Source organism: Halodesulfovibrio sp. MK-HDV (assembly GCF_009914765.1).
Classification (GTDB): domain Bacteria; phylum Desulfobacterota; class Desulfovibrionia; order Desulfovibrionales; family Desulfovibrionaceae; genus Halodesulfovibrio.
In genome coordinates this window covers 1-18,189 of record NZ_WYDS01000026.1, presented here as the reverse complement: position 1 = coordinate 18,189, position 18,189 = coordinate 1, and the positions used below count along the sequence as shown (strand labels likewise).

The window sequence follows — 18,189 nt, the reverse complement described above, 5'->3', positions numbered from 1 at the left end:
TAAATTTGAACAAAATAAATTAGCTAATCTGCGCACAATTAGCAAGGTTATCCACAATTAGCCTATCTCTATACTCATTAGAAAATGTTGAACAATACAGTTCTCTCACGATCTCAATCGAACATTTTTTTCCTTACACACTTTCATAAGCCAAACAGATAATAACATACTATCTACCCAATAACTTAATATTTTTCTCTCATAGCTCCAAATTTGACCTTGCTTCTATCTATAGTTACAACAGCACAAATTTTATTCTTCCTTTAAGAGGTTTCTATATGAATTTACTCGTTACGGGCGGTTGCGGCTTTATCGGCTCCAACTACATCCACTATATATTCAATACATTCAGTGACATCACCGTCATCAACATAGACAAGCTCACCTACGCGGGTAACCTTTTAAATTTACAATCCATAGAAAAAGAACACAGTGGAAAACGCTACTTCTTCGAACATGCAGACATTGCCGACGCAAACGCAGTGGCTGACATCTTTGAGAAGTACGAGATTGATGCTGTCGTAAACTTTGCAGCCGAGTCACATGTTGACCGTTCTATTAATGATCCATCACCTTTCATTACTACGAACGTTATGGGCACACAGGTACTGCTTACAGCTGCGCGCAAAGCAAATATCGAACGTTTTGTTCATGTTTCCACTGATGAAGTGTACGGCGACCTCTCACTCGATGACCCGGCATTTACAGAAGAAACACCGCTTCATCCAAGTAGCCCGTACTCTGCGTCAAAAGCTTCTGCGGATATGCTTGCATACGCATTTTACCGCACCTATGGATACAATGTTTCCATCACCCGTTGTTCCAATAACTACGGACCATACCAGTTCCCAGAGAAACTTATTCCATTAATGTTCAGCCTCGCATCAACCGACAAGCCGTTACCTGTATACGGAACCGGCATGAACATCCGCGACTGGATTCACGTATCTGACCATTGCAGAGGCGTGCACCTTACACTTATGAAAGGTAAAGCTGGCAAAGCCTATAACTTTGGCGGCAATGCAGAACGTACCAACCTTGAAGTTATTCGAACAATTTTGAATGATCTCGGAAAATCAGAGGATCTTATTAGTTATGTTAAAGATCGTCCGGGACATGATCGTCGATATGCAATGGATTACACCCTTGCACAAAAAGAACTTGGATATGAACCAGAATACTCCTTTGAGCGTGGCATCAAGGAGACCCTCGACTGGTACAGAGAAAACTCGAATTGGCTACAAGATGTCCAATCCGGTGCGTACCTTGATTTCATGAAAAAATGGTACGGATCCAAGTAAATAGTTTATTTATCCGAAATACAATCGCCACTGGAAATGAGCATCTGCCCAATTTCAGTGGCGAAGTCGTTCTACCCGATGAATAGCAATCTCTATTACAAGCCAGCAACAGACTTACTGTTTACGGCAACTACCTCCTCTTTTTATACGATTCTTACTTGACGCATCACCATGCGAGTATTTACTCACTCAGTAATTAAATGATGCTCATTACAATGTCATAAAGTATGAACTCATTTAGCAGCCTACAAGAAACCTCTCAATCCATAGAGATACTCGCCGAGCGATATTTTTTCAGATATCGCTAATTGCAACGGCACGAAAGCTCTCTTTTTATGTATCAAAAGTTAACTCACTTACATTCTTGAATAGTCGAAAGGATACTGCTGTGAATCTCGTTAATACATGTAAGGCACTCCTAAAAGATGCTGTTTCCGCCAGTTTCGATCTGTACAAAGTAATGATCCCTGTCATCATTATTGTAAAACTGCTTCAGGAACTTGACCTCATCCAATATCTCGCAGTGCCTCTCAAGCCAATTATGAGCATTGCGGGACTTCCTGCTGAAATGGGTCTTGTCTGGGCGACATCAATCATCGTTAACTTGTACAGTGGCCTGATTGTATACATCTCAATGGTTCCAACAATGGACCCGTTAAGCGTTGCTCAAATCACAACACTCACCACAATGATGCTTTTTGCTCATTCTCTCCCTGTTGAATGTAAAGTGGCTCAAAAGTGTGGTGTCTCCATGACAGGACAGATTGTCGTTCGCATGGTCTCAGCATTTTTAATCGGTTTTTTGATGAACCTTGTTTTTACAAAAACTGGCATCTTTGCAGAACAAAGCAAAATCCTTTGGGAACCACAACTCCCTGAAGCTGGCATTCTCCCTTGGGCGTTAAACGAAGCTAACAACCTTGTTTACCTATTTTTTATCATCCTCACCCTTTTTGCCATAATGCGTTTACTCACATATTATGGCATAACAGAAAAACTCAACCACCTGCTTAAGCCGGTTCTTCAAGCCATCGGTATTGGTAAAGATGCCGCAACGCTAACTGTACTGGGCTTATCATTAGGTATTACATACGGTGGCGGCTTAATCATTCATGAAGTAAAATCAGACAAACTGTCCAAGCGCGATGTATTTGCATCATTAACTCTTATGGGACTTGCTCACGCACTTATTGAGGACACTCTCTTAATGATGCTCCTTGGTGCGCATACGAGCGGCACCCTCTGGACACGCCTTATTTTTGCCATTATTTTCGTTGCAATTATGATGCGTTTCTATTCTAACGAGCCAGCCAAAGCAGTTCAAGGAACGGACTAATAAGGAAATTTGATGGGTAAAAATATATGGATCAACGCCGGAGAAACATCCGGAGATCTACATGGCGGTAAACTCATGGAAGCTATTTCTACCATAGCACCCGACACCACTTTTTGTGGAATGGGTGGGCAGGAAATGCGCGCCAAAGGTCTCGACGCAGTTTTGCGTGTTGAAGATCTTTCCGTCATGGGCATTACGGAAGTTCTCGGAAAACTGTTCGACATTTTTAACATGCTGAAAAAGATCAAGAACGAGTTGGCGATACGTCGCCCAGATGCTGTCATTCTTATTGATGCACCAGAGTTCAACTTCCGTGTGGCCAAGTATGCTTACAAGCTCGACATTCCTGTTTACTACTACATATCCCCAAAACTATGGGCATGGCGTACTGGCAGGGCTAAGTTTATCGCTAAACATATCACCCGTCTCTTTTCTATTCTACCATTTGAAGTTGAATTTTATAAACAATTCGACATGGACATTGATTACATTGGCAATCCGCTTGTAGACGTAATTGATTGGCATTCGATTGACCATATTCAACCAATAAAGAATCGCATTGGTATTCTTCCCGGAAGTCGTAAAAAAGAAATTGAATCGCTCATGCCTCAATTTGCTCTAGCTGCTTCCATTATGGCAAAAAAGAATCCTGAACTAGAATTTCATTGCATACAGGCACCAGGTATTTCACAGGAACGATTACGTGAGTTATGGACATGCTCTGTTCCGCTTACAATTCACAGCCCTGAAAATAGATATGAGTTCATGCGTGGTTGTACCATGCTTATTGCAGCATCCGGCACAGTAACGCTGGAATCTGCCCTTGTAGGTACACCGACATTAATCACCTATCAGCTTTCTAAACTGACATTTTTTCTGGGAACAAAACTCGTCAAAGTTCCATATGTTGGATTACCCAACCTCATTATGGGACGCGAAGTCTTTCCAGAGCTTTTACAGGAAGATGCTAACGGTGATGTTATCGCTCAACGAGCATTGGCGTGGATTAATACTCACGGAAAGCTTGCTGCTATCCGTAGAGACTTAGAGACACTTCGCACAAAAGTTGGTGAGCCTGGTGCTGCCGACCGTGCTGCAAAACTAATTATCGAAGATTTATCAAAATAAAGATATTGCCTTCTGGACAAGTGGAAAATGAGCATTATATTCTCTGAAAGGTAGAAAACATAGTACGGTCTTTCAAACACTGCATTTTCTTCTTGCAGGGGTTACTAAAAAGACGTAAACACTTTCGCCTGCGTGAATGGATTCTGCTTGCAGGATACACCATTACAACGCACAATAAACTATCTGTCGTTAGTTCCCATTTTTTTACTGACAACAGATACTCCCAATTTGGGGGCGCACTGGTTTCGACGGGGATAGAAGAAACCGGAGTTGCAGGTCGAGGCGCCGCTGGCCTCGTTAAAAGCGGCACTAAAGTAATTGCAAACGATTACGAATACGCAATGGCAGCTTAATTGACCGCCACATTCTCTTTGTTGACGTCAGATAGACTTAGAGAATGACAAAACACTATCCGACTAGTTTCAGTAGGCGTTTGCTGCAGCTGAAGCGAAACTTATACAGCTAACTGGTTTTACGTCGCCTGTTCTGGGGCAAAGCGTAAAACGAGACAAATTAATCCAGGACTAAACCTGTAGATGCTTCGAGTGGACCATTCTCGGACGCGAGTTCGATTCTCGCCGCCTCCACCATGAGGTACTTTTAAAGGGTTTCAGTAGATTTCAAAATCTTCTGAAACCCTTTTTTTATGGGGACTTGGAACCTCTCGAGGGTTCTGGGGGTAAGTTGACAGCAATCGCATTGTGGGGGCACATTTGGGGGCACATTCTGTTTCCCATTATGAGGTGCCCCCAATGAAGCTGACAGACGTTGCTATCCGTGTCCTAGAGCCGGATGCTAGAACTAAAAAGTATTTCGACGGCAATGGACTTTACCTGGAAGTCACCCCGAGCGGCTCCAAATACTGGCGCTGGAAATATCGCTTTGAAGGCAAAGAGAAACGTCTTGCTTTGGGGGTCTATCCAAAAGTTTCGCTGAAAGAAGTAAGGCTACTTCAGAAAAGCGCTTCTATTCTCCTTCGTGAAGGAACAGATCCCGCTGCCCAGAAAAAAGAAAAACAAGCCCCGGTAATCACATTTCGCCATGTTGCAGAAGAATGGCTCGCCAAACAGCACCAATGGAAACCAAACCATCGCCGCACTGTCGTAGGCCGTCTCAACAATGACGTGTACAATACGCTAGGCGACCGCCCTATTGACGATCTGCAACCAATCGACTTCCTACATACCTTGCGCCATATAGAAGCCAGAGGAGCCCACGTTACCGCACACAAGGTAAAGGGCATCTGCGGGCAGATCTGCCGTTACGCTGTCGCCTCCTGCATTATTCCAAGCGACCCTACGCGCGATCTTAAAGGCGCTCTCACTCCTCCCAAGCGCAACCACTTTGCAGCCTTCACCACAAAGGAAGAAGCCGGTGCCCTTATGCGCGTCATAAAAGGCTACAACGGCTTCTTTGTTACCAAATGTGCTCTACTTATGACTGCCTACACCTTCACTCGTCAGGGTGAACTACGGCACGCAGAATGGACAGAGGTAGACTTGAGTGAACGCCAGTGGATTATCCCAGCTCACAAAATGAAGATGAAGCGCGAACACATAGTGCCCCTTTCAGATCAAGTTATGGAGCTGCTGCTTGAGCTGCGCAAAGTAAGCGGACAAGGAAAATATCTGTTCCCGTCATTACGCACAGACGAAAAGCCCATAAGCGAAAACACCTGCAATGGTGCCCTTCGCCGCATGGGTTTTACTAAAGAAGAAATGACAGCGCACGGATTCCGCGCCATGGCATCGTCAATTTTGAATGAGGCAGGCTACAATCCGGACGTGATAGAAATGCAGCTGGCGCATGTTCCTGCCAACAAAATTAGGGCAGCCTACAACCGCGCTCAATACCTCCCAGAGCGATACAAATTAATGCAAGACTGGGCAGACATGTTGGACACCTTCGAATCGCAGAAAAGCTAGGCTACATGCGGCATTGCAGGCATAGCGAAAAAACGCGCTTGCACAGTGCGATTCTGTTTTCGTCTTGAAATTTTAAATAAAAAAACAAGACAAGCTCATAATTTTCGGCAAGTTATGAGCTTTTTCTTTAAATTCAAGCAGCCTTCTCTTTTGCACAACTTGGCAAAACGTTGCAAAAAGTGCAATTGGCTATCCCACCATAATATCCAGTACTGGCGGGCTCTGGCACCCTGTTTTGCGCCCCTCGCTAATTGCAAAAATGTGGCACAAAAATGCTCTAAGGCGGGAGCGGAGGAGTGTTTTTAATTCTGGGCTGGACTTTTTTTGCGACAGACAAATCAACGTGGAGTACAAGGACATTACCATGACTAAGAATAAAGCCCCCTGCTCTCACAAGGGGGTTTTTATTTTTATCACTATTTCTTTTCAGCTTTGTTATCGAGCTTGAGAAAAAAAGCTGCCTGCTTTTCTGCAAAAGAATTAACCCTGTCGAATATAAAACAATAAGGTACAGATACAATTGCGTACAACGCCCGTTTGTCTTTGCTACATGTACACATTTCTGGGTCACATTTCCAATCATCGTACGATACACGCTTCGGCTCATGATACAAAAACTTAGAGTAGAAGCTGACTTCATGTTTAACACGTTCCCAATCATGCTTTAATAAGAAACTAATCCGCTCTGCAAATTCATTTTGTTTCTTACCTACATCTCCACCCAGTTCTATACATGCAATAAGCTTACGATCTTCGTAATGTGTTAGGTTCAATAAATTTGTAAAACTAGTGCGTAATTTTAATAGTTTTTGTTCATCACCGTTGCTCAATGCATCATGAACCTCAAGAGTCAATTTACGAATTGTTTCTCTCCAAAGCTTGCGCTCTTGAGTAACATTCTGAGCGCTAATAGTTTTACTAACATTCAATCCTGCAACCAACGCGGCAATGCCTGCAGAAAGCACGCCTGTTGTAAATAACAATTCTATCTCCATTTATATTCCACCTATTAATCTTATATATTTTCATTTCAACCACACAATCGAAACGATCTAGACGGTAGATATAAAAAGAAAAACAGTCAAAGCACAAATAAAAGCCCCCTACCATTGGCAGGGGGCTTCGTATTTCCATTCTTAATTCTTCTGTTTCTATTCTGTAACCCGTTCTTCCATTCCGTCGAAGTGGGCGGCACAGTCTTCTACGGCCTTTTCCATGGATTGAAGGATGAAGACTAGCTCTGGGTATTTATCGCCGAATTCTTCATGCATTAGGTTTAGGGAACGGGCAATGTTGTAGAGATTCATTACGTGATCCGGCTGCTCTACTGGCTGGCTCATGCTGCTACCCTCCGCTCTACTGTGTTAGCGAGTTCGATGAGCTTGTCTGCAATGTAGTCCAGCGCGAGGCTGCTTTCTGTTGTGGAAGTGTCTTTGCGGATCTGTTGGAGCGTTGCAGCTGCGTCGCGCAGCTCGTCCATGCTTGGAAGCATTCCGGTTGGAATGTTGGTTGATTGTGCCATTTGGCAACTCCTGTGATTTTGTTTGAGTATTGAGAAGTTCACCTTAGCCAATAAAAAAAGGTCGGGAGTTCTCAAACCGTTCACAGGAAACGGCAGAAGGTTTTCCCCTTACGGGTGTTGTATAACCTTCGTACTCCCGACCAAAATATTTGGTATATGTAAGTAAAGATGCTTCCTATCGCAAGATGCACTAATCCTAGGGACTGTGTATTCTGCTCATTGGACGCAAAAAAACCACTTCTTACGGGAGCGGGATATCCGCCTGTGACTATAAAGGTAGGTGTTTGAGAGCACCTAGGAGAAAATTAGTCTTTTTTAGGGGTTGGTGTCAACTGGGGAAGCTAGCTTTGCCCTTTCGCACTTCACGAAATCTTGAATAATATCGAGCAATTCTAAAACATCCCATTCTAACTTCTCAAGACTATCCGTTTTTTTTAAACTATCTTTCGCAACCATCTCTAACTCATGTACTTTTTGAAACAACCTATCGTGCTTGGGATTATTCAAATCTAAATAGCAAATTAATCTCCAAGACGAGTGTGACAATTTTCTTTTTGCTGCACGGATGTGATCAACATTTTCCTTAGATCTTATGTCAACGTCCTTTCGTTGTTCAGGACTAACTGAGGATTCTGATACAGTAATTATCTTCCGCTCAGCGAGCAAAGACTCATATTCATCACAACATGCACAATAATCTGCTAACGCATCTACGACTGTCTCTAACCAATGCTTATGATCTTCGAATGCTAATTTTCTTTCTTCAATATCTTTATTCTGCTTAATCAGTGCCTTCATTTCTTTCGTAGACTTCGAAATAATAAACCATGTCACAAGAACTGAAGCAAAAGCCGATATTACAGGCATCAACATAGACTGCCAGCCGGAATCTAAAAAGATACTACCCGCCATTTGAACAGGAACTACACTCATCTCGCTATCCTCCTAAAAAATAAGCCTCTTCTTATGACAGAAGAGGCTTTGAGGCAATCTTGCAATCTCAAGAAACTTACAGTAATCGTCTGAAACTTAACGAATTACATGCGACGAGGTTTCTATGGGCACTTTCTGTTTTCTTTGCGGCGACGAGATCACTCCAGAAAATGATTCTAAAGAACATATTATTCCCAATGCGATCGGTGGACGAAAAAAAGTATCTGGCTTCATTTGCAGAGAATGCAACAACAGGACAGGACAGACTTGGGATAAATCACTTGCTGATGATCTAACTTTTTTCACAACTACATTAGGTGTAAAGAGAGAACGCAAAACTAAGCTGAGTGTACCTGTTATTGGTAAAACGGATGGACGGAGGTACATCTTAGACTCTGACTGTAACGTTCACCTTGTTGATACAGAATATAGTGAAAAAATTACACCTAGTGGAAAAAATATTCACTTCAGTGTGGGAAATGAAAAGCTCGCCCGAACTAAGATCAAAGAATTGAAAAAAAAAATATCCTACTCTTAACTTTGATGAAAAGGACTTAATCTATGAAACAATAGAACAATATTATCACATTGAAATTACATTGGGTGGGATCAACAGCGGTCGCTCCATGCTTAAAAGCATCTTAGCAGTACTTTTTAACTCTGGAATGGACTATCATGTTTCACCAAATATCTTAGAATATTTTAAGGGAAAAGAGACGACTACTCCTTGGCACTTCCATTTGGGGCCTGACCCCGTAATTGACCTACAAGATAACGACTTCAACTATCATGTCATTTGCATAGAGGGTAACAAAGAAACTGGGAGCATTATTGCCTACCTGCGTTATTTTGGAATCCTTCAATGCTCAGTCTTATTATCTGAATCCTACAACAAGTCGTCGTTCCAGCATTCATACGCTATCAACGTGCACAAAGGTGAAGCAATTACTGCGCAGTTTGATATGAACCTCAAAAATTTCAACTCAAATCCGGATGTATGCGGCCTCCTTATTTACCTAGCGTTAAAAGAAGCACTTGGGCTATTCGTAATTGATAAAACCACCATTGAGAATACTCTATGTTCTGTCCTTGCAAAACACCAACTTACAAAATCACAATTAACGTTAAAGAACTTTGACCCCATTTTTAATACTGCGCTTTGTAATCTCCTTGTGCACACACCATCATTTGCGCTAACTAACACCGGAGTGGATTTTCTCACCAGTAAACACAACAGTCTTAAGATTAAACATAAACTGATGAGACAGCTTACAAAAAATTTTGAAGAGATTTTCCCTAGTCCACAAGAACAAACTCAATCAATTAAGCCTGCAAGCTAACTTTTTTTCATTAAATAAATTTTGATTAATCTACAAAATAGATAGCAGCCCCTCTACCACTAACCCAGGAACGTACCTCCTCAGGATTACGAGAAAGTATTACCACCTTATCTGCATTACTGCACTGCTCCAACCTCTTCAACATTTCTTCGTTGCAACATAAAACAAGCACAATGCCATATTCTTCAGAAGCTTGGATAGTCTCCACTGACTCCAAAGAATACGAACAATCTGCGCCTAATATCCTTCTCTTCCTTCTTAACTCATACAAAAAACTTTCATCAAGCACAGTATCCAGAACTGTTAGCGAAGCTTCTCTAGCTGTTGGAACAAGAAAAGTCAGGTGCCCACGGCTAGACCTTGCTAAATCATGTGCAAAGGCGACAGCACACAATAATTTTTCTTCATTTGCCACCTCTGATAAAAAACCAATGTAGTTGGGCACATAAAACTCCTTACCTTTCGAATGACGCAATAATATCAGTACATAGTTATTCACATAAAAACTCCCTCGCCTCACCCCCGAATCCCATCAACTCGCCCTCTACATTCCCCAACCTCATCACCATGCCCTGCAATCACTCCGCTTTGATTTGGTGTACCAGTGGCGGCTCCGGAGACTCTATGTGTATGGCTTGCCAATATGTGCAGAGCGTCGCGAACTTCCTGCCAGACTGTCAGCATTTCATCCAACAAAGATACACCGCCATTTCCACCACTCCCGATTTTAATCTTTGGCGCGGCTATGGTGAACACGCCGCCTGCGGTGTGAGTTGTGGCAGCGTTTGAGGTTACGCTTATTGTGCCCGTTACGGACTGCGTTGCTTTGCCGCCGATTGTTTCTGTACGGTTTCCGGCAATGGTCTGGATAAAGTTCTGGCCGACTGTATTAGAGTCTGCACCTTGTATGTTGCTTGTTCGGCTGCCCTTAACTTCTGTTTGCTGATTCTTACCCACTGCTACGCGTTTATTGTCCGCCACTACGCAGCGTAGATCACGCGCTGTTGTCAGGTTCAGACTATCCACGGCTGCTATGTTTGTGCGCCCGCCGGATGTAAGATTCATAGCGCCCAGGGCTTCTACTGTTTTTACGCCGCCTATTTCTTCAGAACTATTCTCCGCTATGGTGCGTAGCTCACGCGAAAGCTCGTCCACGGCTTCCACACAGCGCCGCACATGCCGCAGGCTGTCATCCGTAATTGTTGCCTCACTGGTTCGCAGCCAGTTCCCTTGCGTATCTGCACTCTGGTAAACTGTGGTAGACTGCTGCCAACGTAGTTCGCCGTTAGTTAACTGTGGTAGAGAAAGCCCCATCGGGTAACTTTGCCGAATAACAGGATGATCGGCTCTACCATAGGCAAAGCCCAGAACAACCAACACGCCTGCTTCTGGAAAAGCAAACAGGCCGGACTCCATGCCTGCCCCTATCGGCACGGGCAGCGGTACTGCCTCGTAAATGGGGAATGCTTTGTCCCGCGTGCCTTCCGGCGTAAGAATCTCCACATCTACAGCGTAGCGCGGTCTAAACCGCTCGCTTGTGCCGCCATTCTCCGGTGCATCACACACTTTTATTACTCGCGCGTAGCGATCAAGATGCAAGCCCGCAGTCAGCTCCGGAAAGGTTCGCAGCACAATTTTCTTAATGAGGTCACGCATAGTTAAACCACCCACAACTATTCAATAAATTTACTATCAAGGCTTGACTGTTTAAGTGAACAGTCGCTAAACAGAAATTGCCCTATTGGTAGGGCATACCCAGAAAAGGGGGGAGGGTTCTTGTGCTTTTTTCTACGCCAAAAAAGCGCTTGTCTGCCCTCTCCCTACTATCCCACCATCATCTTATGGGCTGTCAGCTAAGCAAAAAACCTAAGCACTCTTTTCTTAATGAGCTTACACCTAGTTTAAACAAGTAACACTCTAACCCACCATTAATTTTGCTAAAACCTACCATTTCTCCCTAATCTTAACCTTTTCTTAACCTCTCTGATCACTATACTCCCCCTGCAAAGCCTACACGCTTCTAATGTTGCTTGCCCTACAATTGGGGCAACGACTAAAAGCAAGGGAAGAAACACCCCCCAGAGCTATTCACGCATTCTTCCCTTGCTTTTTTACCCCACCACCATCTCATGGCCTGTTAACTGTAGCGAATTTACACGCTGCCCATTCAGCAACACACCCGCACGCAGCGCAGGAATTACCGGAAGCACCTTTGCTCCGGCTGCTGTTACGCCTGTAAAAAACTTTTCCTCTATCTCCACTGGCCGTGTTGCCCAGCGACTATGTTTCCACGACCCGACAAAGACAGAACCGTCCGGCTGCGGCTGCCAGAAATAGTCTTCTATGCCGAACACCGCGCCGAGCTGATCCATGCCGTGATAGCCACTGCCGAGAGTATGAAAGTGCGGAATTTTGCGATCTGCATACGGCTGCTCCGGAACAGTAAAGGCAAGGTCTGTTTTGTCGCTGTAGGCGCGCAGAACATCGCGAAAGGTAGGATGTCGTAGGCTTATGGGAAGCTGATAGCTTAGCGCTGCCGCCATTTCTCTGCAAAAAATCTTCTGCGTTGCAGCATCCACCGTATGGCTGCTTTCAATGTAGCCGGTGAAAAATAGCTGGTCCTTGTTCTGACTGGAATAGCCGAGCCGAAACTGCACTATGCCGCTAAGCACACGCGGCGACTGCACACGAAACAACGCACGACCGGACGTGTTGAGTTCCAGCCGCACATCATCTTCCACAAGCTTGCAGGGTTTACCGCCGATATAGAGAGATTTTCGCAGCTTCATGCCAGCGCCCTGTCTATTTTATGCAGAATGTTTTCGAGCATTGTTAATGGTTCCTGTGCGGCTTCGGCTGTCTGCGGCGCAGGTGGCGAGCCTTCCTGTTTTGGGACAATGGCTGCGCCTTCACTCTTTTGCGCTACCGGCTCCGGTGCTTTTTCACGCTTTTCCGCTTTCTCCGGAACACTCAAATATTCTCGCAAGGTGAAGGAAACCGCCCACGCTTGCTGCCCTTCTATGGGCTTCCAACTAAAACGATCGGAGACGCGCACCTGCTTTATGCCTGCGGCGTTGGCCTCGCGGTTTGTGATGTTGTACACCTTGCCCTCGCCATGCTCGCCACGTGCTTCTATTACGCGGATTAACTCGCGCAACTGTTTTGCATCCTCGCATCGAATATTGGTCGATACGCTCAGCTTTTTCGGCTTTACGCCTTTATCCACACGCGCAGTGCCGCTTGTTTCTCCGGAAAGATCTTCTGTGCGAATTTCCAACTCTCCGGAGACGGTCAAATTGTAGCCTGGTACATTGAATCCGCTCAGCTGCAAATATTCTGTCATAGCCCAAGCACCTCCCTTAATACCTTCAATTGCGGCGGGCGCGCGAGCCAACACATGGCAGCGCTCAGTTTGTACACGCTTGAAGGCGTGCCGCTTTTAAGCAATTCACCGCGAAGCCCTGCAAGGCTGCCTTCACGATACAGCGCTTTTCCTGCGCCGCCCTTCATGCTTTCTACAAGCTGCTGCCATGCCTGTTCTGCCTGCTGAATATGCGCTGCTTTCTTATCCATAAGCGCCGCAAGCTGTGCCTCCGGCGTGGTTGATTCGTTGTATCCTTCGCCCACTGCCACAAGGCGACCAAGACGCGAATCCACTGAACGAACCGCCCCGTGTTGCCGCAGATCCCGTTGCTGAAACTCCGGCCAGATGCGTCCTGCAGGAGTAATAAATTTATCTTCCTCGTGCGTGTTCAGCGCATTTGCCCGACGCATAACAAGCTGCAATTCCGTTACCGGAAACACCTGCAAAAACGCATTAAGCTGCTTCACAAAATCCGAATGCGTTGCGCCATACAGCAGAACAAACACGGCTCCCAGTTTGCCGGAAGGCAGCGTTTCCTCCGCATCAACAAGCTTATTGCCGAGCGCCTTGAGCGCATCGTTAGGAGTAAGATAACTGTACTCGCCGCGCCGATGCCCAACCGTATGCACATACGGATGCACGCACACGCAGCGCCCCGACTGCGCCGTAAGATCAATCAACGCACTTCGCAAAGTCGCAACAGTTGCCGCACCCGAAGAAAGTGGATTACGCGCAGCCGGCACAACTCCAGTAATAGAAGAAAGCCGCCCTTTGCTGCCAGCCAGTTCGCCAGCAGCTCCGGACAGCACAGGAGACAAAGAACTATGAATGCTCGCTCCGGTCGGAGCAAAAAAAATATTAGACCACAGCACTAAGCGTTACCAATTCTGCACGCAGCGCCTGTGCCTGCTCTTCGAGCTCTGCAAGGCGATTGTCGTCAAAGTCTGTAGATGTACCTGCAAGTTTTGCGCGCAGTGGGCGAACGGAAGCGAGGTCATTGGCGGTAAGGAGGGATTGGATTTCAGTTATGCGCTGTTGGGCTTTTTCTGCTTTTGACTGTTGAGGAGCCGGATGATCACGTTCCCATTCTTCAACCTCAAAATAACCTGTTGGCTTAACTTCCCACACTTCAAAATTCCCATCAGGACTTACAAATGTTGGCACGATGCTACCCCTTCAAAAATTCTTTAATTACAATTAATCCCTTGCCTCCATTGCCGGACTGAACCGCCATTTCATCGCGTCCACCACCACCGCCGCCATTAGATCCATGCAGATAGTCTAGTGACTCATCCATTGAACCAAGGGCACCACCACCCCAATAAGAGGCACCACCAGCACCGCCCGCTGCCTCATGATCTCCGACAGACCCACCAGAGCCACGTAAATTTATGTCTCCACCAGCGCCTGTCCCACCAGCACCACCACTGTGATATAAATGTGATTGCATTCCGCCTCCCCCGATTTGATTCAAAAATTTTGAGTTACCGCCGTTATGCCCATTGTCAGCATTACCTATGCCGCCAGCACCAACGACAACTGAAACAGAGGAAGGAATTTCGGCAGCACTATAGGTTTTTATTGAAGTTCCCGCACCACCACCACCGCCTGCACCATTGTAATACAATTTACCACCAGAAGCCCCGCCACCAGTGACTATGACCTCTGCCGCAATAAGGTTTGGCGACTTTCGGTAAGTTCCCGAACTGGTAAAAACTACCATATTAACCTTGTTCACTTTTGTATTCGCAAGGTTATACGCTGATATGCCCTTATCATGCGCAGTTTTCACAGCCCTTGGCGTTGCAAACAGAGTTGTACTTGTGCTGGTAACAGAACTGGTAAGCAAAGCCCTTACTTTTGCCACAACACTATGTGGGTCACTTGCGGCTTTGTGCGTATTCAAATGGTCATAAACAGTTTTCACAGCCCTTGGCGTTGCAAACATGGTTGTACTTGTGCTGGTGACGGAACTGGTAAGCAGCGCCCTTACCTTGGCAACTACACCGTGTGGATCATTGCCCGCCTTATGAACATTCAGTGAATCGTTAACTGTTTTTACTGCTTTAGGAGTGGCAAAGGTTGTCGTACTTGAGCTTGTAGTAGCGTTGCTTAGTAGCGCCTTAACTTTTGCTACTACGCCATGCGGGTCATTACTCGACTTATGGGCATTCAACGAATCGTTAACAGTCTTAACTGCTCTCGGTGTCGCAAATGTAGTTGTGCTGGAACTGGTAATTGAACTCGTCAGCAAAGCTTTTACTTTAGCAACAACACCGTGCGGATCGTTTGCAGACTTGTGTGTACTTAGGCTGTCATTAACAGTCTTAATAGCCAATGGTGTGGCGATACTGGAAGAGCTGGCATTTGTAGTGGAGCTGCTAAAAAGAGCCCGCACTTTGGCCAACGTATTATGCGGATCATCCTTGCGGTTCGCGTGAGTATCTGTCCTGCGCTTTAGGTATTCTACCAGATCACTGGTAACGCCCTCAGCTCTGCGAACATCATTAATCACTCCTGCAGCGCTGATTTCTGCAACTTTAATGCAGTAATGCCGTACGTTATTTCCGTCCGTATAATCTTCCCAGTTGCTCCCAATTTTTGGAGCAATCACCGGCAGAACATTACTGCCTTGTTGCTGCAACGACACATCAATAAAAACATTTTTAGGCAGCGCAGAAACCGCAACCTGTAGATCACTTGCGAGAACGCAATTAAGGCCGTCTACATAGCCGACTCCAGCTTTAAGCTTGTACTTTCCACTCTCTTTTACCAGATTAAACCCGTCATTAAAAAAGCAACTACGCCCGTATATATCGCGGTTACTCAAACGCTCACGGTCATCAATAGATCGAAGACGCGCAGTAAAATCTACCTGCCATGTTTTAGCCTCAACAGTAATGTTGGTTACGGCCTTCGCTCCGGAGAACTGGAGTAGAAAGTTACGGGTAAGGTTGTTCCCAAGCGTATTGCTGCCCTTATCCGTTTGCCATTTCTCTGTAACGGGTAAATGCGTAACAGCTACAAGGGCATTCTCTGCAGAAGAAAACAAGCCAAGCCAGTTAAATTGGAAGTTTCCCACTTCACTTCCAAGCAGCATGGAATACACAACCTGATTCGGATTAACGAAGCCCTTGTAGTCTTGCGGAATAACGTAGTCGTAAACAATTTTGTTGGCGGAGGGTTTTCCTTGCTCCGGATCCACAGGCAAAGAAACATCAAGCCCCGGGATGTTGGCTAAAATGATTCGATCGATAACCAGCGCTTCACCGGAAATATGCTTCTGCGCAATCAATGTTTCACCGGCAGCGGTAATTACAGTACTCATTATTGCCCCTCGGATACGGCTAAAATGTCCTGATAGTCGTTGTTAAATTCAATAGCAGTTATCTGCAGCGGAACAGGTGTAATTACTGTCCATCTATATCGCCTGCAGGTGCGCCCGTAATGCTGAATAAGTACGGTGAGCAGCCGTTGGTTTTCAGCCAGCTGAGAGTCGGATAACTGAATATCCACCACGTCCCAATCTACACCGTCCATGCGCTCTTCAATTTCTACATAGCCAATACCAAGCCGCATAAAGATGCGCTTGAATCCGGCAACGCTTCCTGCGTCTTTGGCGTTAATGTAGGCATACTTCACGCGCTTTCGGAACAGACTCAGCGGCTCACCTTTAAAGCGGTCTATGTCGCGCTGCCATGCAATAAGGTTGAGTACACCTTCTGCACATGTTTCCGGATTACTCTGCACGGCTGGCCACATTGCCCACTCTGTGAGCTTAGCAAACCATTGGGAACAGGCAGCAGCAAGCGCGCTAATCTGCTCTTTAGAAAACCAAAACGGTAGCTGCACTATTCTGCCCCCAGTAGAACTGTAAGAGTAGAAAGCATAGGCAAAGTAAGCTCGCTCACAATGTCATCACGGGAGAATTCTACAGACTGTAAATCAACAAACTGGCTGTGCAGTTCATCGGAAAGGCGAGAGAAGGAAAAACGACCAAGCGGCCATGTTTTGGAAACGGTAAAATCTGTGTTTTCTCTAAAGGCACAGCGCACCATATTCTCAACACCAACTCGCAGCGCCTCCTGTTTTTCATCAGAAAGATGCGCCACAGGATGCACCGTAACTGTCAGCAGCACAGCAGTTGTGGGCATAGGAAAACAGCGTAGGTCATCGCCATGTCCGTGGTTTCCGGTATCGCAAATGTGTGTGTTGATGGTGTCCACAACGTCCTGCGTGGGTACGCCAGTTTCAATCATCACATAACAATTGGCAGATCCGGCACCACGCGGGGCATCATGCTCAAAGAAAAGATAATCCGGACGAATGCCCGCAAAGCTGGAGATTTCCGCCGTGTACGCCGCATCATGATGATACTGCCCGACCGCAGAAAATTGATTACGACAACGCAGCCGCAGCGGTTCGTCCTCTTCTGTATCCGCGCCTGAAACGTGCAGCCAATCCGCGTTGTTTGTGACGGAAGCAACTCCCGTAATAGCCACCGGAAGAATTGAATAATACGACGGCCCAAGGTTGTAAGCATTGCCAATCTGCTCTGCTGTTACAGGTAAAAGCCTTGTAATCTGCCCGTCTGCAATGGATACATCTGCATCGCTCACAAGCCTGTAAACATAGCCGTTGATTGGCGGACTCTCCACAACCGTACCAGCTGGAATAAACAAAGTTCCCGTGCTCACGGTACGGGTAACAACAAGCTGCCCCTGCGCCTTCACTCCGGATTTTCGCTCCACATCCACGCCCCAAGCATACAAATCAAGCCATGTGTTGCTTGCGTATCGTAAAAAAACATTAGGCAACGCATGTTCAACAAGCAGCTTCACCAGTTGCTTACACGGCTCTGTAACAACAGCAGTAATCAGCCTCCAAAACGGGCTCCACTTACTGTCATTTTGAATAATGCCGCCCTGCTCGCTGTTAATTGTATTCCAGCGCTGCTGCATTGCTTCTTCTGTTACAGGCACACCGGCATCTTGCAGCATGGCAGTAAATATCTTTCTATGCTCTGCCACTAGTTTGCCTCCAGCTGCAGGGAAAATTCTCCAAACTCAAGCGTCTCCGCTAGTACATAAAAAACACCAAGCTCCGGCTCTTCTATGTACACAGTACCAGGCTTAATTCGGTCGTCTTCCTCAATAGCAATTTCAAGCTTAATAAGATTCGCAGAACGCTTGCGCTTATCCTTGTTCGCCACCAGCTCCACAAGTAACCCCGTCTCACGAATCATATGCACTAAATCCTGCGCAATGCAGTCCACATCATGTACAAATACAGGGTTATGCCCTGCATCAAGCGTTATGTCATCGCCCGTCACAAGCAGGT

At 45.8% G+C, this 18,189-nt stretch carries 20 protein-coding genes and 1 other RNA gene; 7 read left to right on the top strand and 14 right to left on the bottom strand.

The genetic code is table 11. The annotated features are described in order from the left end of the window. The first annotated feature begins 278 nt into the window (after nucleotides 1-278). From rfbB to MKHDV_RS16955, 5 genes are all read left to right on the top strand, one after another. The gene (rfbB, locus tag MKHDV_RS16975) at nucleotides 279-1,301 is read left to right on the top strand and encodes a dTDP-glucose 4,6-dehydratase (RefSeq protein WP_160717429.1); all 1,023 of its coding nucleotides are present in this window, start codon (nucleotides 279-281) and stop codon (nucleotides 1,299-1,301) included. Between the two features lie 388 nt (nucleotides 1,302-1,689). Then, complete coding sequence (locus MKHDV_RS16970; RefSeq protein WP_160717427.1) at nucleotides 1,690-2,637, top strand: hypothetical protein; 948 nt, start codon at nucleotides 1,690-1,692, stop codon at nucleotides 2,635-2,637. Between the two features lie 12 nt (nucleotides 2,638-2,649). Next, entirely contained in the window at nucleotides 2,650-3,765 is a 1,116-nt protein-coding gene (lpxB, locus tag MKHDV_RS16965) for a lipid-A-disaccharide synthase (protein ID WP_160717425.1), read from the top strand. Nucleotides 3,766-3,995: 230 nt separating this feature from the next. Then, nucleotides 3,996-4,355, top strand: a transfer-messenger RNA (tmRNA) gene (ssrA, locus tag MKHDV_RS16960). A 162-nt stretch (nucleotides 4,356-4,517) separates the two neighbouring features. After that, nucleotides 4,518-5,690, top strand: coding sequence for a tyrosine-type recombinase/integrase (locus MKHDV_RS16955; protein ID WP_160717423.1), 1,173 nt, complete (start codon nucleotides 4,518-4,520; stop codon nucleotides 5,688-5,690). Nucleotides 5,691-6,106: 416 nt separating this feature from the next. On the opposite strand, the gene MKHDV_RS16950 is transcribed toward MKHDV_RS16955, so the two are convergent. From MKHDV_RS16950 to MKHDV_RS16935, 4 genes are all read right to left on the bottom strand, one after another. Next, nucleotides 6,107-6,685 carry a hypothetical protein gene (locus MKHDV_RS16950; protein ID WP_160717421.1) on the bottom strand — a complete coding sequence of 193 codons (579 nt, stop codon included), beginning with the start codon at nucleotides 6,683-6,685 and terminating at the stop codon, nucleotides 6,107-6,109. Nucleotides 6,686-6,841: 156 nt separating this feature from the next. After that, nucleotides 6,842-7,030, bottom strand: a complete 189-nt coding sequence (locus tag MKHDV_RS16945) for a hypothetical protein (RefSeq protein WP_160717419.1) — start codon at nucleotides 7,028-7,030, stop codon at nucleotides 6,842-6,844. Continuing rightward, on the bottom strand, nucleotides 7,027-7,212 hold the full coding sequence (locus MKHDV_RS16940; protein WP_160717417.1) for a hypothetical protein: 186 nt from the start codon (nucleotides 7,210-7,212) through the stop codon (nucleotides 7,027-7,029). The genes MKHDV_RS16945 and MKHDV_RS16940 overlap by 4 nt, the downstream gene beginning before the upstream one ends. 315 nt (nucleotides 7,213-7,527) lie before the next feature. Next, the gene (locus tag MKHDV_RS16935; protein ID WP_160717415.1) at nucleotides 7,528-8,145 is read right to left on the bottom strand and encodes a hypothetical protein; all 618 of its coding nucleotides are present in this window, start codon (nucleotides 8,143-8,145) and stop codon (nucleotides 7,528-7,530) included. 124 nt (nucleotides 8,146-8,269) lie between these two features. Between MKHDV_RS16935 and MKHDV_RS16930 the strand changes: the two genes are divergently transcribed. After that, nucleotides 8,270-8,683 carry an HNH endonuclease gene (locus tag MKHDV_RS16930; RefSeq protein ID WP_160717413.1) on the top strand — a complete coding sequence of 138 codons (414 nt, stop codon included), beginning with the start codon at nucleotides 8,270-8,272 and terminating at the stop codon, nucleotides 8,681-8,683. 88 nt (nucleotides 8,684-8,771) lie between these two features. After that, nucleotides 8,772-9,485, top strand: coding sequence for a hypothetical protein (locus MKHDV_RS16925; protein WP_160717411.1), 714 nt, complete (start codon nucleotides 8,772-8,774; stop codon nucleotides 9,483-9,485). Between the two features lie 25 nt (nucleotides 9,486-9,510). On the opposite strand, the gene MKHDV_RS16920 is transcribed toward MKHDV_RS16925, so the two are convergent. The 10 genes from MKHDV_RS16920 to MKHDV_RS16875 form a co-directional block, all read right to left on the bottom strand. Continuing rightward, nucleotides 9,511-9,984, bottom strand: coding sequence for a hypothetical protein (locus MKHDV_RS16920; protein ID WP_160717409.1), 474 nt, complete (start codon nucleotides 9,982-9,984; stop codon nucleotides 9,511-9,513). A 17-nt stretch (nucleotides 9,985-10,001) separates the two neighbouring features. Beyond that, entirely contained in the window at nucleotides 10,002-11,141 is a 1,140-nt protein-coding gene (locus MKHDV_RS16915; protein WP_160717407.1) for a hypothetical protein, read from the bottom strand. 455 nt (nucleotides 11,142-11,596) lie between these two features. Further along, on the bottom strand, nucleotides 11,597-12,274 hold the full coding sequence (locus tag MKHDV_RS16910) for a hypothetical protein (protein ID WP_160717405.1): 678 nt from the start codon (nucleotides 12,272-12,274) through the stop codon (nucleotides 11,597-11,599). Then, on the bottom strand, nucleotides 12,271-12,828 hold the full coding sequence (locus tag MKHDV_RS16905) for a DNA-binding protein (RefSeq protein WP_160717403.1): 558 nt from the start codon (nucleotides 12,826-12,828) through the stop codon (nucleotides 12,271-12,273). The genes MKHDV_RS16910 and MKHDV_RS16905 overlap by 4 nt, the downstream gene beginning before the upstream one ends. Next, nucleotides 12,825-13,721, bottom strand: coding sequence for a hypothetical protein (locus MKHDV_RS16900; protein WP_160717401.1), 897 nt, complete (start codon nucleotides 13,719-13,721; stop codon nucleotides 12,825-12,827). Before MKHDV_RS16900 ends, MKHDV_RS16905 begins: the two co-directional genes overlap by 4 nt. Next, on the bottom strand, nucleotides 13,708-14,013 hold the full coding sequence (locus tag MKHDV_RS16895) for a hypothetical protein (RefSeq protein ID WP_160717399.1): 306 nt from the start codon (nucleotides 14,011-14,013) through the stop codon (nucleotides 13,708-13,710). Before MKHDV_RS16895 ends, MKHDV_RS16900 begins: the two co-directional genes overlap by 14 nt. Nucleotides 14,014-14,017: 4 nt before the next feature. After that, complete coding sequence (locus MKHDV_RS16890) at nucleotides 14,018-16,177, bottom strand: phage tail protein (protein WP_160717397.1); 2,160 nt, start codon at nucleotides 16,175-16,177, stop codon at nucleotides 14,018-14,020. Then, nucleotides 16,177-16,701, bottom strand: a complete 525-nt coding sequence (locus tag MKHDV_RS16885) for a phage tail protein (protein WP_254060509.1) — start codon at nucleotides 16,699-16,701, stop codon at nucleotides 16,177-16,179. Before MKHDV_RS16885 ends, MKHDV_RS16890 begins: the two co-directional genes overlap by 1 nt. Beyond that, on the bottom strand, nucleotides 16,701-17,879 hold the full coding sequence (locus MKHDV_RS16880; protein ID WP_371416041.1) for a baseplate J/gp47 family protein: 1,179 nt from the start codon (nucleotides 17,877-17,879) through the stop codon (nucleotides 16,701-16,703). Before MKHDV_RS16880 ends, MKHDV_RS16885 begins: the two co-directional genes overlap by 1 nt. After that, nucleotides 17,879-18,187, bottom strand: a complete 309-nt coding sequence (locus tag MKHDV_RS16875) for a DUF2590 family protein (RefSeq protein ID WP_254060508.1) — start codon at nucleotides 18,185-18,187, stop codon at nucleotides 17,879-17,881. Before MKHDV_RS16875 ends, MKHDV_RS16880 begins: the two co-directional genes overlap by 1 nt. Between the last annotated feature and the right edge of the window lie 2 nt (nucleotides 18,188-18,189).